The 15,373-nt window shown below is 71.4% G+C and carries 8 protein-coding genes; 5 read left to right on the forward strand and 3 right to left on the reverse strand.

Going from position 1 to position 15,373, the window contains the following annotated elements:
• Positions 1-39 precede the first annotated feature (39 nt).
• On the reverse strand, positions 40-2,118 hold the full coding sequence (locus tag BG418_RS36955; protein WP_188278449.1) for a CDP-glycerol glycerophosphotransferase family protein: 2,079 nt from the start codon (positions 2,116-2,118) through the stop codon (positions 40-42).
• 99 nt (positions 2,119-2,217) lie between these two features.
• Here BG418_RS36955 and BG418_RS36960 point away from each other — a divergent pair, with 99 nt between their 5' ends.
• Complete coding sequence (locus BG418_RS36960; RefSeq protein ID WP_188278450.1) at positions 2,218-4,317, forward strand: glycosyltransferase; 2,100 nt, start codon at positions 2,218-2,220, stop codon at positions 4,315-4,317.
• Positions 4,318-4,390: 73 nt separating this feature from the next.
• On the forward strand, positions 4,391-5,977 hold the full coding sequence (locus tag BG418_RS36965; RefSeq protein ID WP_399001749.1) for a hypothetical protein: 1,587 nt from the start codon (positions 4,391-4,393) through the stop codon (positions 5,975-5,977).
• 72 nt (positions 5,978-6,049) lie between these two features.
• Here BG418_RS36965 and BG418_RS36970 read toward each other — a convergent pair whose 3' ends face one another.
• Complete coding sequence (locus BG418_RS36970) at positions 6,050-6,679, reverse strand: TetR/AcrR family transcriptional regulator (protein ID WP_188278451.1); 630 nt, start codon at positions 6,677-6,679, stop codon at positions 6,050-6,052.
• 201 nt (positions 6,680-6,880) lie between these two features.
• Between BG418_RS36970 and BG418_RS36975 the strand changes: the two genes are divergently transcribed.
• The 3 genes from BG418_RS36975 to BG418_RS36985 are packed head-to-tail and all read left to right on the forward strand — an operon-like array spanning position 6,881 to position 9,919.
• Positions 6,881-7,822 (forward strand): ABC transporter permease, encoded by a 942-nt coding sequence (locus BG418_RS36975; RefSeq protein ID WP_188278452.1) that lies wholly within the window; start codon positions 6,881-6,883, stop codon positions 7,820-7,822.
• Positions 7,823-7,868: 46 nt separating this feature from the next.
• On the forward strand, positions 7,869-8,636 hold the full coding sequence (locus BG418_RS36980) for an ABC transporter ATP-binding protein (protein WP_399001768.1): 768 nt from the start codon (positions 7,869-7,871) through the stop codon (positions 8,634-8,636).
• Between the two features lie 26 nt (positions 8,637-8,662).
• Positions 8,663-9,919, forward strand: a complete 1,257-nt coding sequence (locus BG418_RS36985) for a glycosyltransferase family 87 protein (protein ID WP_223185982.1) — start codon at positions 8,663-8,665, stop codon at positions 9,917-9,919.
• 149 nt (positions 9,920-10,068) lie between these two features.
• On the opposite strand, the gene BG418_RS36990 is transcribed toward BG418_RS36985, so the two are convergent.
• On the reverse strand, positions 10,069-15,027 hold the full coding sequence (locus BG418_RS36990) for an NAD-glutamate dehydrogenase (protein ID WP_188278454.1): 4,959 nt from the start codon (positions 15,025-15,027) through the stop codon (positions 10,069-10,071).
• Positions 15,028-15,373 lie beyond the last annotated feature (346 nt).

Consider the following 15,373-nt stretch of genomic DNA (forward strand, 5'->3'; position numbering starts at 1 on the left):
CCCACGCGTGCTCAACCCCCCAACCCGGGGCCGGTCACCTCAGCCCGTCCATCCGGGTGACGGGAGCCTGGGCGGCTTTTCGCCGAGGAAGACGCGGCGCACGACCCGCTCCGCCGCGCGCCCGTCGTCGTACGGGCAGAACCGCGCCCGGAACGCCGTGCGCAGCTTGTCCGTCGCGTCCGTGTCCCACGCCCCTTCGCGGAAGATCCCGATCAGCTCGTCGTCGCTGGTGGCGACCGCGCCCGGGGTCTCGCCGGGGCGCCCCGAGAGCAGGTCGAAGTAGGTGCCCCGGGTGGCCCGGTAGGCGGCCCAGTCGGGGGCGTGCACGACGATCGGCCGGTCCAGGCAGGCGTAGTCGAACATCAGCGACGAGTAGTCGGTGATCAGCGCGTCCGCCGCCAGGCACAGGTCCTCGACGCGGGGGTGCCCGGTGACGTCGAGCAGCCCCGGGTGCTCGGGCACGGCGGCCGACGTCCCGTGAAAGTAGTGCGCCCGCACCAGCAGGACGTACGCGTCGCCGAGTTCCCGTACGAAGGCGGCCAGGTCGAGCGGGGACGCGAACCCGTCAGTCCGCCCTTCCCGGTGAGTGGGCGCGTACAGGATCGCCCGACGGCCTGACTCGATGCCGAGCGAGGCGCGGATCGCGGCGATCTCGTCCGAAGTGGCCGTGAAATAGCGGTCGTTGCGCGGATATCCGAGGTTCAGGTGCGCGTACGAGGAGGACGGATAGACCCGCTCCCAGATCTCGGTGGAGTGGGGGTTGGCGGAGAGGCTGAAGTCCCACTGGTCGACATGGGCGAGGATCTTGTCGAAGTCCATGGTGGCCGCGAGCGCCGGGTAACGCCGCTGGTCGAGCCCCATCGACTTCAGCGGCGTGCCGTGATGCGTCTGGAGATAGACCTGCCCGGGCCGCTTGGTGAACCCGCCGGGAAAGCTGGAGTTGTTCACGAGATACGCGGCGGTCGCCATGGCCCGCCAGTACGCCCGCGACCCCGCCACCACATGATCGGTCCCGGGCGGCAGCCGCTCGGCGTGCCTCGCCCCCACCACCCACAGGTGCCGCAGCTGCGGCGCGAGTTCACGAGCCTTGGCGTGCACGGCGGCGGGATTGCAGGCCACACCCCGGTTCCAGTACGCGCCGTGGACGACCAGATGTGGATCGAGCGGGCGGTGGAGATCGACGCGATAGGCGGTCCGCAGGATGCGGGAACGCGCACTCTTCTTGGCCCGTGTCACCACCTCCCTTGCTTTTAGCGCCTGTTGATCGATTGCCAGCTGTACGCGATGGACGGTGTACGGGCCGAGGGCTCCGCCGAGGAGGCGGTCGGCCGCGTGGTGGAAGGCGCGGCGGTCGGCGGGGCGGATGCGGCCCGGGTCGTCCCGGATCGCCCGCAGGTGCGCGACCGCCGTCGGGCGCAGCCCGGGGTCGGCGGCGAGCAGCGGCGCGTACGCGTCCAGGACCCGGAAGTGCCCGCGCCCCGGCGTGGCCGCGAAGCCCCCGGCACGCCGCTCCCGCACGCGCACGCAGACCCGGTCGAGCGAGGCCGCGCGCCCCTCGGCGACCAGCCGCTCGGCCCGTACGACCGGGTCGATCTCTTCGTACGGCCCGTCGGTGAAGGCGAGTTCGTGCCGCAGCCAGAACTCCCGCCGGAACAGCCGGTTCCAGGCGACCGGCGGGCTCGGGGCGTCCGGGAACGCCGGGCCACCCGGCGTGACCCGCTCCCACCAGTCGATCCGGTCGTGCCCGAACCGCAGCACGTCCAGGGCGTCGTCGCCGCTTTCCCGCAGCCGCTCGGCCAGCGCCCTGAGCGCGCCGGGCAGGAGCAGGTCGTCGCCGTCGAGGAAGAGCAGATGGTCCCCGCACGCGTGCGCCGCCCCGGCGTTGCGGGCCGGGCCCGGACCCCGATGGGTGGACAGGGCCAGCGGCAGCACGCGCGCGTCGACCTCGGCGCACTCGGCGACGATCGCGCCGCAGTCGTCCGGCGAGCGGTCGTCGACGGCGATCAGCTCCAGGTCCCCGTACGACTGGTCGAGCACCGACTCCAGGGTCGCGCGCAGGAAGCCCTGCACGCGGTGGACCGGGACGACGACGCTGAAGAGGGGGCGCGAGCGCGACATGGCAGCCGAGCGTAACCACCGGTCACGGCCCTGCGTACGCCCTCTCACCCGATCGGGTCAGCATCGGTAACCAGTACGGTGGGGCCGGGTTGACCTGGCGTGAACCCACCGCACGCCGTTCCCCCGAAGGCGCTCGTCCCCCCGAACACGCTCGTCTCCCCGAAGCCCCTCGTCCCCACGGCCGCTGAGACGAACGCCCTCGTTCCCCTGGCCGCCAGGACGAACGCACTCGTTCCGACGGCCGCCGCGCCAAGGCTGAGCGTGGTCGTCCCCGTCCACAACGTGGCCGCGTATCTGGAGGAGTGTCTGGCGTCGCTGGCCGCGCAGACGATGGGCGCCCTCGATGTGGTGGTGGTCGACGACGGCTCCAGCGACGACAGCCCGCGCATCGCCCAGGAGTTCACCCGCCGCGACGCCCGCTTCCGCTGGCTGCGCCAACCGCACGCCGGACTGAGCGCCGCCCGCAACACGGGCGTCGCGCACACCGCCCCCGGGACCGAATATCTCGCCTTCGCCGACAGCGACGACGTGCTCGCGCCCGACGCGTATGCCCGCCTGACCTCCTCCCTCGACGCGTCCGGCTCGGACTTCGCCTCCGGCAATGTGTGGCGCCTGGACGCCTGGGGCCGCCGCCAGGCCTGGCAGTACCGCTGGCTGACCGCCGACCGGCCGCGCACCCACATCACCCGCGACCCCCGGCTGCTCACCGACCGGGTCGCCTGGAACAAGGTGTTCCGCCGTTCGTTCTGGGACCGTCACGCCTTCTCCTTTCCGGTGGGCAGGCTGTACGAGGACACGCCGGTGGTGATCCCGGCACACTTCCTGGCCGACGCCGTCGACGTCGTCAGCGAGCACGTCTACTACTGGCGGGTGCGCGAGGGCTCGATCACCCAGCGGCGCACGGACCCGCAGGGCGTCCGGGACCGGATCGCGGGCTGCGAGGACGTCAGCCGCTTCCTGGCCGGGGCCCTGCCCGAGCAGCGCCGCCGCTATGACACCTCCTGTCTGGGGGACGACTTCGGTTACTTCCTGCAGGGCCTGCCGCTGGGCGGCCCGGACTACCGGGAGGCGTTCATGACCGGCGCGCGGGCCTTCCTGGAGCGCGCGGGCACGGACGCCACCCACTGCCTCTCCCCCGACCTGCGGGTCAAGTGGCAGCTCGTACGCGAGAACCGGCTCGACGAGCTGGTCGAGGTGCTGGCCTTCGAGCAGGCCGGCGGCGTGGGCGTCTTCCCGGTGCGGGCGGGCCGGGTGACGTATCCGGGAGTGGGACCACTCACCGGGCGCGCCGCGCGGGTGCGACGCGGCGAACTGCCGGTGGTGGCCCGGCTGTCGGGAGTTCAGCGGCGGCCGGACGGAACCCTGCGGCTGACCGGCTTCGCGTATGTACGCAACGCCGGCCCGGGCAGGCTTCTTCTCGCGCTGGGCCAGGAGCGCGGCGGCCGCCGACTGCGCCGCTTCCCGGTCCGTGCAATCAGCTTGCCACCCACCACTGACAACGCGTCCCCGGAGCCCGCCGCCCCGGCCCGCGCGGGCTTCGAGCTGACCCTCGACCCGGCCCATCTCCGCGACGGCGAGTGGCTGGTGGGCATGGTGCTCGCCGGTGCCGGAGGCGGCGCGGGGATGGTGCGCCGGGCCGCGCTGCGCCCGCTGGAGCGGTGCGGCGACCCGGTTCTGGTGCGGGAACTGCCGGACGGACGGCGGCTGTTGATCGGGGCGCGGGAGGGGCGGGTCGTGGTGTCCGTACGGCGGTACGGGGCCGTGGTCGACACGCATGGGCTTGTGGACGCGGACGTGGACACGGATGCGGATGCGGGCACTGGCACTGGCGCGGTCGAGCTCGGGGGGCGGTTGTGGGGGCCGGGGCCGCATCCGACGCAGCTGGCGGTGCGGCATGCACGGTCGGGGACGGAGTTCGCGAGTGCGGTGCGGGTGGACGGGGGCCGGTTCGCGGTGCGGGTCGCGCTGTCCGGGCTCACTGGTGTGCCGCGTGCGCCGCACGTAGTCCCCCGGGGCGTACGGGCGCCGGACACGGACCGGTGGGAGGCCCGGCTGGTCTACCCCGACGGCGGTCGGCGCGAGATCCCGGCGGCGCTGGACCTCGACTCCGGGCACTACCCCGGCGGCCTGAGCGTGCGGGCGGACGCGTCCGGCGGCCTGGCCCTCGAACTCACCGACCGCCGACTCACCGGCTCCTGACGCACCGACTGCTGATCGGGTGATCGGCGCGGGATGCCGGGACAGAAGCGCACCCCCACGGAACCGATGATCTGTGCGCACGTTTCCTCCCACCGGCCCCGCCCGCCTTCCGGCGCCCCGGCGCGCCCCCGCCCGGCCCGCCGACGAGCCGCCGGCCGGGCCGAACTGGCGCATCACGCCGTACCTCGTCCTCGGCGGGCTGTTCTGGGTGGTGGTGTCGGCGGCGGCCTGGCGGGTGCCGATGTGCTGCGACTTCGGGACGCACGCCGCCGTGGTCGAACGGTTGCGGGCGGATCTGCTGCACCCCGCCCACCCGATGGCCGACCTGCCGGGCGCGGGCAGCCCGTACTACTCGCCGTACTCGGTGGTCCAGGGGCTGTTCGCCCGGCTCACCGAGCTGCCGGGCCGGGTGGTGGTGCGGCTGTGGGGGCCGCTCAACCTGCTGGTCCTGATCACCGGGCTCGGCCGCTTCACCCGGCTGTTCTCCCGTCGCCCATGGGCACCGGTGTTCGCGCTGGCCTTCTCGGTGGTGCTGTGGGGCACCGATGTGACGTGGTGGAGCGGGTTCCTCGGGCTGCTGTCGATGACGGGGAACCTGTCGTACCCGAGTACGTTCGCCATCGGGCTGACCTTCCACATCTGGGCGCTGACGGGTCGTATGACGGCGGCGGAACGTTCATCCCCGACCGCCGCCCGGTCCGCCGGGCCCGCCCGACCACTGGAGTACGCGGCGCTCGGCGTGCTCACCGGTGTGGTCGTCCTCGTCCACCCGATCACCTCGATCGGCGCGGTGCTCGGCATGGCCGGTCTTGCCGTCGCACGGCGCGGGGCGCGGCACCGCGCGGCGGCCGCCCGCTGGGCGCTGACGGGCGCGGCCGCGCTCGTGGTGGCGGCGAGCTGGCCGTACTGCGACATCTTCACACTCGTCGGTGACACCGGCATCGATTCCATGCACAGGGTCCTGTACGAAAATCTGATCGGCCGCTACTGGCTGATCGTCCTGCTGGGCGTGCCCGCGCTGCTGCTGCGCCTGCGCCGCGACCGCCGCGATCCGCTGACCCCGATGACCGTGCTGTTCCTGCTGGTCGTCCTGTACGGCTGGGTCAGCGGCCACTACACGTACGGGCGGCTGCTCGCGCTCGCCCCGGTCCCGGCGCAGGTCGCGCTCGCCGTCGAGCTGGCCCGGCCGCGCCCGTGGTCGACGGCCCGCCGCGTGCTGGCCCCGCTCGCCGCGGCCGGGGCGTGTCTGGGGTTCTTCTGGGCGCAGGCCGGGGCGCTGGCGCCGGGGCTGGGCGTGCGGGGCGTGGAGCGGCCGCCGCGCTGGGACACGTACGGGTGGGCGGCGCGGCACATTCCGCCGGGCTCGACGGTGCTTGCGGACGACTACTACGTAGTCCGTTCGTTGCCGGGGTACGGGCCGTTCCTGGTAGCGCCCGTCTGGCCCGATCCGGCGCTCGCGGAGCCGGAACGCGTGCGGCGCAAAATGGACGTTTCGACGTATCTGGCGCCGTCGACGTCTCGTGCCACGCGCGCGGGGATCGCCCGGCGGTACGGCGTGCAGTGGTTGCTGCTCACTGCCGCTGAGCGGTTGCCGAAGGAGGCGGTCGTGGTGGCGTTCAACCCGCGCAGCGGGGAAGTGCTGGCTCGCGTGGCGTATTGACCTGGACAGCGGTCATTTCAGCTGCGGGCCGGTGGGGGCTTGTCGCGCAGTTCCCCGCGCCCCTTCAAACCCTTACGCGCGCCCCGTCGCCCCCAGTGCCGCCACCGCCGACTTCGCCAAGTCGTCCAGGTACCCCTTCGGGAGGTCCCCACGGACGACCACGAGGCGCCAGTACAGGGGGCCGACGATCAGGTCCAGGGCTCGGTCGGGGTCGGCGCCCTCGGGGAGTTCGCCGCGTTCGACGGCCTCGCGCACCACGACCGCCGCGACGCCCTTCTGGCCGTCGAGCAGCGCCTCCTTGATGGCGTCGGCGATCTCCGGGTGACGCACGGACTCGACGAGGAGGTCGGGGATCACCTGGGAGGCGACCGGGTGGCGCAGGGCCAGTGAGGCCACCGCGAGCAGCGCCCGGATGTCCCCGTACAGCGAGCCCGTGTGGGGCACCGGAAGCCCCTGTGCGGCGAACGCGGAGACCAGGTCGAGGACCAGGCTCAGCTTGGACTTCCAGCGGCGGTAGACGGCCGTCTTGCCGACTCCGGCCCGCCGCGCGATGCCCTCGATCGACATCCGGGCGAACCCGACGGCCGCCAGCTCCTCGAACACGGCCTTGCGGATGGCCTCCGTCACGTCCGAGCGCAGCACGGCGGCTCCGGCGGGCGTGCGACGTGGGGTTTCCGTTCCGGCGGCGTCCGAGTTGGTCATGTCTTGAGCATAGCGATACGACGAGACGGTTGCGTTGCGACGTGATCACGTCCTACTCTCACCGTTACGACGATACGGACCCGTTCCGTCGTAAGACGCCACAAGGGCTCGTACGAACCCGTACGAACTTCTCGTAACACTCGTAAAAGCCCGTCGCCCGCGAAGACCCCCGTCCGCGAAGCCACGTCGAAAGCGACCGTTGTGAGTCAGACCGCAGCACCGCCGGCCCCGCCGGCCTCCGCGCAGGACACCCGGCCGGCCGACCCCGACCAGGGCCTGACCGGCGCCGAACTGGCCGCCAAGTACGGCCTCACCGTCAGCGGCGCCCGCCCGTCGCTGCGCGACTACGTGCACCAGCTCTGGGAGCGGCGCCACTTCATCTCGGCGTTCGCCACCGCCAAGCTCACCGCGCAGTACAGCGAGGCGAAGCTGGGCCAGATCTGGCAGCTGATGACCCCGCTGCTGAACGCGACGGTCTACTACTTCATCTTCGGCATCCTGATGGGCACCAAGCAGGGCGTCCCGGACTACATCCCGTTCCTGGTCACCGGCGTCTTCATCTGGACCTTCACCGCCCAGTCGATCATGACGGGCACCCGCGCGATCAGCGGCAACCTGGGCCTGGTCCGCGCCCTGCACTTCCCGCGCGCCTCGCTGCCCATCGCGCTCGCGCTCCAGCAGCTCCAGCAGCTGCTGTTCTCGATGGCCGCGCTGGCGATCATCATGGTCTGCGTCGGCGTGTACCCGTCGCCGTCCTGGCTGCTCGCGATCCCGGTCCTGACCCTCCAGGCGATGTTCAACACCGGCCTGTCGCTGGCCATGGCCCGGGTCGCCGCCAAGACCCCGGACATCTCGCAGCTGATGCCGTTCATCCTGCGCACCTGGATGTACGTCTCCGGCGTCATGTGGAGCCTGCCGCTCCTGATGACCCGCAGCTCGCTGCCGCACGGCGTGGTGAAGGTCCTGGAGTACAACCCGGCCGCCGTCTACATCGACCTGATGCGGTTCGCGCTGATCCACAGCTTCAAGGCCAAGCAGCTCCCGGCGCACATCTGGGTCGCCGCGAGTGGCTGGGCGATCGTCGCCCTGCTCGCCGGGTTCATCTACTTCTGGAAGGCAGAGGAGCAGTACGGCCGTGGCTGAGAACAACACCTCCACCGACACCCTCGAAGCGCCGAGCGAGCCGCGTGTGCTCGGCGCCCCCACCGTGATCGCCGAGGACGTGCACATCGTCTACAAGGTCAACGGCGGCGCCGGCAAGGGCAAGGGCAGCGCCACCTCCGCGCTCAGCCGGATCACCTCCCGCAGGGGCACCCCGGGCATCCGCGAGGTGCACGCCGTCAAGGGCGTCAGCTTCGTCGCCCGCAAGGGTGAGGCGATCGGTCTGATCGGCTCCAACGGCTCGGGCAAGTCGACCCTGCTCAAGGCGATCGCGGGGCTGCTCCCCACCGCCCAGGGCAAGATCTTCACCCAGGGCCAGCCGTCCCTGCTCGGCGTCAACGCGGCCCTGATGAACGACCTGACCGGCGAGCGGAACGTCACCCTCGGCGGCCTCGCCATGGGCATGTCACGCGAGGAGGTCCGGGACCGCTACGACGACATCGTCGAGTTCTCCGGGATCAACGAGAAGGGCGACTTCATCTCGCTCCCGATGCGCACGTACTCCTCGGGCATGGGTGCCCGGCTGCGCTTCTCCATCGCCGCCGCCAAGTCCCACGACGTCCTGCTGATCGACGAGGCCCTCTCCACCGGTGACGCCCGCTTCCAGCGGCGCAGCCAGGAGCGGATCGAGGAGCTGCGCGCCGAGGCGGGCACGGTCTTCCTGGTCAGCCACGGCAACGGCACCATCAAGCAGACCTGCGACCGGGCGATCTGGCTGGAGTCGGGCGTGCTGCGCATGGACGGCCCGGCGGACGAGGTCGTCGACGCATACGAGGAGTACACCAAGAAGAAATAGGGCAAATCTGCCTAAACTGCTGATCGATGACGATCCAGCAGCTGCGCATCCCCGCCCCGTCCGCCGCCCCCGACCCGGGCGCCGCCGGCCGCCGCACCCGGTACGCCGCCGTCGCCGCCACCTGGCTCGCCACGCGCGCGCTGATGCTGTACCTCCTCGTCGACGACTCGATCGGCGTCGGCGGGGTCACCGGCGAGGTGTACGTCCTCTACCGCCAGTGGTACGACCAGCTGATCACGGGCCACTTCCCGTACGGCGACTCCACCTGGCAGTACCCGCCGGGCGCGGGCGCGGTCATCCTCTCCCCCGCCCTGCTGCCGTTCCTCACCTTCTTCCAGGCGTTCGTCGCCCTCACCCTGGCCGCCGACGCGCTGATCGCCTTCGCACTCGTACGGGCCGGAGCCCGCGCGGGCGGCAGCCCCGCCGGAGCCTGGATGTGGGTCGGCGGCCTCCCGCTGCTGCTGCACCTCCCGTACGGCCGTTACGACGTCCAGGTGACCGCCCTGGCCGTGGGCTCGCTGCTCTGTGTACGGCGTCGGCCCCGGCTCGGCGGGGCGCTCGCGGGGGTCGGCGCCCTGGTGAAGGTCTGGCCCGCCCTGACCCTGCTCGGCACCCCGCGCGGCCGCACCACGCGCGCGTCGTGGACGGCGGCGCTCGCCTCGGCCGGCGCGCTGCTCGCCGTGCTCGCCCTCGGCTTCAGCAACAGCCTGGACTTCCTGCGCCAGCAGGGAAACCGGGGCGTGCAGATCGAATCCGTCGGCGGCACCGCCCTCCAGCTCGCCCGGCTGCTGCTGCACTGGCCCGGCAAGGTCGTCTACCGGTACGGGGCCATGGAGTTCATCGGCCCGTATGTGTCGAGCGTGGCCGCCCTCGCGCTCTCGCTGACCACCGCCGCGTTCTGCTGGCTGCTGCTGTGGCGGGTCAGGGCGTGGCGCTGGACTGCGGCGACCCCGGCGGACGCGGCCCTCTGCGCGGTCCTGCTGTTCACCGTGACCAGCCGCGTGATCAGCCCCCAGTACCTGATCTGGCTCCTCGGCCTCTCGGCCGTCTGCCTCACCTCCCGCCACACGACCCAACGCCCGGTAGCACTCCTCCTACTCCCCACAACGGCCCTGAGCGCACTCGCGTTCCCGACGCTGTACGAGGAGGTGATGGCGGGAACGGCACTGGGGACGACGCTGATGGCGACGCGCAATGCGTTGCTGCTGACAGCGGCCGCACTGTCCTGCCGGAGTCTGTGGCGAGCAACGGCATCCCGCCCGACGGCCGGAGGCCGTTCTTAGGGGCGCGGGGCTGTGACATTTGCGGCTCCGCCGCGCGGGCGCGACCAGCCCAATGCGGCCCGCAGACAAAGGCCGGTCCCCGCGCACGCGGAAGGGGGCGCCCACCAAGGTGAACGCCCCCACGCACGTACGCGCGCGTACAGCTCGTACTAGCTGTGCGACCGCAGCAACGTCCGCATCGTCCGCATCGCCACGGACAGGTTCGCCAGATCGAACGCGTCCGAGCCCTGGATCTCCTCCAGCGTGGTGCGGGCGCGGCCGAGGATCGCCGCGTTCTTGTCCTCCCACGCCTTGAACCGCTGCTCGGGCGACGACTTGCCGTTGCCGACCGAGAGCACGTCCTGGGTGAGCCCCGCGTGCGCCGCGTACAGGTCCTCGCGGATGGACGCGCGGGCCATGGACTGCCAGCGGTCGGCCCGCGGCAGCTCGATGATCCGGTCCATCAGCTGGGTGATCCGCAGGCGGTCGCCGAGGTCGTAGTAGACCTCCGCGACGGCCAGCGGCTCCTTGCCCGTGCGGGCCGCGATCGCCACGATGTCGAGCGTCGGGAAGGCCGAGGAGAACCCGGCGACCCGGCGCGCGAGCTCATCGGGCACCCCGGCAGCGGTCAGCTCGTCGAGGATCGACTGGTACCACTCCAGGTCCGCGCCCTTGAGCATCTTCGCGAGCTCGGACCAGACCTTCTCGACGCCCTCGCCGAAGTCGGCGATGGTCTCGGCGATCTGGAGCGGCTGCGGCCGGTTGTTGAGCAGCCAGCGCGTGCCGCGCTCGACGAGGCGGCGCGAGTGCAGCCGGATGCGGGTCTGGACGCCGGCGTCGACCTTGTTGTCCAGGGCCTCGACCGCGTCCCACACCGCGTTCAGGCCGAAGATCGCGCGGGCCGCGGTCTGCGCCCGGACGATCTCCTCCAGGGACGCGCCGGTCTCCTCCCGCAGCCGGTGCAGGAAGGTCGAACCACCGGTGTTGACCGTGTCGTTGACCAGGACCGTGGTGACGATCTCGCGGCGCAGCGCGTGCCCGTCGATGGCCTCGGGGAACTTCTCGCGCAGCTGCTGCGGGAAGTACGCGTGCAGCAGCCCCTGCAGGTACGGGTCGTCGGGCAGGTCCGTGTGGATCAGCTCGTCGGCCACCGTGATCTTGGTGTACGCGAGCAGGACGGCGAGCTCCGGCTGGCTCAGGCCCTTGCCGCTGTTGAGCAGCTCACGGATCTGGCGGTCGCTCGGCAGGAATTCGAGGCCCCGGTCCAGGTGCCCGTCGCGGCCCAGGCGGCGCATGAACCGCTGGTGCGCGTGGAGCAGTGACGGCGACTGCGCGACCGCGTTGGCGAGCGCCACGTTCTGCGCGTAGTTGTTGCGCAGCACCAGCTTGCCGACCTCGTCGGTCATCTGGGCGAGGATCTTGTTGCGCTGCTTGACGGTCATGTCGCCGTCGGCGACCAGGCCGTTGAGCAGGATCTTGATGTTCACCTCGTGGTCGGAGGTGTCCACGCCCGCGCTGTTGTCGATCGCGTCGGTGTTGACCTTGCCGCCGTTGCGGTCGAACTCGATCCGGCCGAGCTGGGTCAGACCCAGGTTGCCGCCCTCGCCGACGACCTTGACCCGCAGGTCCTCGCCGTTGACGCGGATCGCGTCGTTGGCCTTGTCGCCGACGTCCGCGTTCGACTCGGCGCTCGACTTCACGTACGTACCGATGCCGCCGTTCCACAGCAGGTCCACCGGCGCCTTGAGGATCGCCTTCATCAGGTCGGCGGGGGTCAGCTTGGTGACGCCCTGCTCGATGCCGAGGGCCGCGCGCATGTGCGCGTTGACCGGGATCGACTTGGCGGTACGCGGGTGGATGCCGCCGCCCGCGGACAGCAGCTCCTTGTTGTAGTCGGCCCAGGAGCTGCGGGGCAGGTCGAACAGCCGGCGGCGCTCGGCGTACGAGGTCGCCGCGTCCGGGTTCGGGTCGATGAAGATGTGGCGGTGGTCGAAGGCCGCGACCAGCCGGATGTGCTCCGACAGGAGCATGCCGTTGCCGAACACGTCACCGGACATGTCGCCGACGCCGACGACCGTGAAGTCCTCGGTCTGGGTGTCGTGGCCGAGCTCGCGGAAGTGCCGCTCGACGGACTCCCAGGCACCGCGCGCGGTGATGCCCATGCCCTTGTGGTCGTATCCGGCGGAGCCGCCGGAGGCGAACGCGTCGCCGAGCCAGAAGCCGTAGGAGACGGCCACCTCGTTGGCGATGTCAGAGAAGGTCGCGGTGCCCTTGTCGGCGGCGACCACGAGGTACGTGTCGTCCTCGTCGTGGCGCACCACGTCGGCCGGCGGGACGACCTCGCCCGCGACCAGGTTGTCGGTGATGTCGAGCAGCGCCGAGATGAACGTCTTGTACGAGGCGATGCCCTCGGCCAGCCACGCGTCGCGGTCCACGGACGGGTCCGGGAGCTGCTTGGCGACGAAGCCGCCCTTGGCGCCGACCGGCACGATGACGGTGTTCTTCACCATCTGCGCCTTGACCAGGCCGAGGATCTCCGTACGGAAGTCCTCACGGCGGTCGGACCAGCGCAGGCCACCGCGCGCGACCTTGCCGAAGCGCAGGTGCACGCCCTCGACGCGCGGCGAGTACACCCAGATCTCGAACGCCGGGCGGGGCGCCGGCAGGTCCGGGATCGCCTGCGGGTCGAACTTCATCGAGACGTACGCGTGGGGGTTGCCCTCGGCGGTCTTCTGGAAGTAGTTCGTCCGCAGCGTCGCCTTGATGACGGTGAGGAAGGAGCGCAGGATGCGGTCCTCGTCGAGCGAGGCGACCTGGTCGAGCGCCCCGTCCAGCTCCTCCAGGAGGCCGTCGATGAGCTCGGTGCCGGCGCGCTGGCGGCCCGGCGACATCCGCGCCTCGAAGAGCGAGACCAGCAGCCGGGTGGTGTGGACGTTGTCGCGGAGGGTGTCCTCCATGTAGTCCTGGCTGAAGGTCGAACCGGCCTGGCGCAGGTACTTGGCGTACGCGCGCAGCACCATCGCCTGGCGCCAGCTGAGCCCGGCGCGCAGCACCAGGGAGTTGAAGCCGTCGTTCTCGGCGGCCCCGGTCCAGGTGGCGGCGAACGCCTCCTGGAAGCGCTCGCGGGCATCGTCGGCGAGGTAGTCGCCGTTGCCGTTGATCTTCTTGGGCAGCCGCAGACCGAAGTCGTAGATCCACGCGTGCGTACGGTCCGCACAACGCAGCTCGTACGGGCGCTCGTCGGTGACCTCGACGCCGAGCCGCTGGAGCACCGGCAGCACGGCCGACAGGGAGACCTGCTCGCCGATGCGGTAGATCTTGAAGCGGCGCTCGCCGGGGGCCGCGTTGACCGGCTCGTACAGCGAGAGCGCGAAGTCCTTGCGGCCGTGGGTCAGCTGCTCCAGGTGGACCAGGTCGGCCACTGCCGCGCGCGGCGAGTGGTCGGCCTTGTAGCCCTCGGGGAAGGCGTGTCCGTAGCGGCGCAGCAGCTCGGCGGCGCGCTCCTCGCCGCACTCGGCGTTCAGCGCGTCCTGGAAGCCGTCGGCCCAGGAGCGGGCGGCCTCGACGAGGCGGGCCTCGATGCGCTCGGTGTCCGCGTCGGTGAGGTCGGGCAGCTCGGTGCCGGCCGGCACCCGCACCACGAAGTGGAGGCGGGAGAGGATCGACTCGGTGTTCCAGGCGGTGAAGTCGACGCTGGTGCCGCCGAGTTCTTCCTTGAGGATGTCGATGAGCCGCAGCCGCACACCCGTGGTGTAGCGGTCGCGGGGCAGGTAGATCAGCGCCGAGTAGTAGCGCCCGTACTCGTCCTGGCGCAGGTAGAGGCGCAGGCGGCGCCGCTCCTGGAGGTAGAGCACGGAGGTGACGATGGCGCGCAGCTGGTCGGCCGGGGTCTGGAACAGCTCGTCGCGCGGGTAGGTCTCCAGGATCTGGAGCAGGTCGCGGCCGTCGTGGCTGTTGGGCGAGAAGCCCGCGCCCCGCAGCACCTCGTCGACCTTGCGGCGCACGACCGGCACCCGGCGCACCGACTCGGTGTACGCGGCCGAGGAGAACAGGCCGAGGAAGCGGCGCTCGCCGACGACGTTGCCGTTCTCGTCGAACTTCTTCACCCCGACGTAGTCGAGGTAGGAGGGCCGGTGCACGGTGGCGCGGCTGTTGGCCTTGGTGAGCACCAGGAGCTTGTGCTCGCGGGCCTTGGCGCGCGCGTCGGCGGGCAGCCGCTCGAAGGACAGGCTGACCGGGTGGCTGTCGTCGCCCGCGTGGTGCGGGTCGGAGCGCAGGATGCCGAGACCGGTGCCGGGCACGGCCACCAGCGAGTCGTCCTCGTGCAGCTCGTACTCGCGGAAGCCCAGGAAGGTGAAGTGGTCGTCGGAGAGCCAGCGCAGCAGCTCCCGGGCCTCGTCCACCTCCTCGTCGCGCAGGTCCCCGGCCTTGGGCTCCTTGGGGAGCTCGTCGGCGATGCGCAGCGCCGCGTCGCGCATCTTCTCCCAGTCCTCGACGGCCTCGCGGACGTCGGAGAGCACCCGCAGCAGATCGGCGGTGATCTGCTTGAGGTCGGCGCGGTCGGTCTCGCGGTCGATCTCGACGTGGATCCAGGACTCGATGAGCGCGTCGTGCGGCAGACCGCCGGTCTCCAGGATCTCGATCAGCTTGCCGGTGACATCACGGCGGACGACGACCTGGGGGTGGATGACGACGTGGATGCCGCGGCTCTGGCGGGACAGCTCGTTGGTGACCGAGTCCACCAGGAAGGGCATGTCGTCGGTGACGACCTCCACGACCGAGTGGCTGCACGTCCAGCCGTTCTCCTCGACCGTCGGCGTGTGCACCCGGACGTTGGCCGTGCCCTGGGGGCGGTTCTCGGCCAGCCGGTAGTGCGAGAGAGCCGCACCGAAGACGTCGACCGGGTCGCGGTCGGCCAGGTCCTCCGGAGCGGTGTGCAGGTAGTAGCGCTGGAGGAACCCGAGAACGGCGTCCTGGCCCGGACCTTCCTCCCCCGTGGACCCGGTAGTGGCTGCCCGGTCCTGGGGGGCGCCCCCCAGACCGCCGGGACCCCCCACCGGGCTGTTCTCAGCTACCCGGGCGGCCCGTGCGAGCAGCTCGGCCTTGGCTTCGTCCAGCTTGGTCTGCATGTCCTCTGGCTCCTGTCGCGCGCCGTTGCGTGACGTAGGTATGCGAAGCGACGCAACGCCTCGACGCGGGGTGTCCGGTCGGAGTCGACGTTATGCCGCGATGAGAGATGCCCGGGTCGTTATTGGCCATCTTCGGCGAAGGGCCCGGGTAGCGGGAATCAGCGAGAGCCCGGGCACTGTGGCACTCCGGGCGCAGGGCAGGGGCGTCAGTGCCCCTGCGGGATATCGCGCTGATCACGGGTCAAGGCTATCGCCCCGCCCCCCCGACCCGTCATGAGCCGTATGTGTACAAAAGCAGGGCCCGAAGTTTGACACTCTGGACAGCGACGCGGAGGCCGGGTGCGCA

Origin of the sequence: Streptomyces sp. CBMA152, from assembly GCF_014596475.1 — a bacterium.
Classification (GTDB): domain Bacteria; phylum Actinomycetota; class Actinomycetes; order Streptomycetales; family Streptomycetaceae; genus Streptomyces.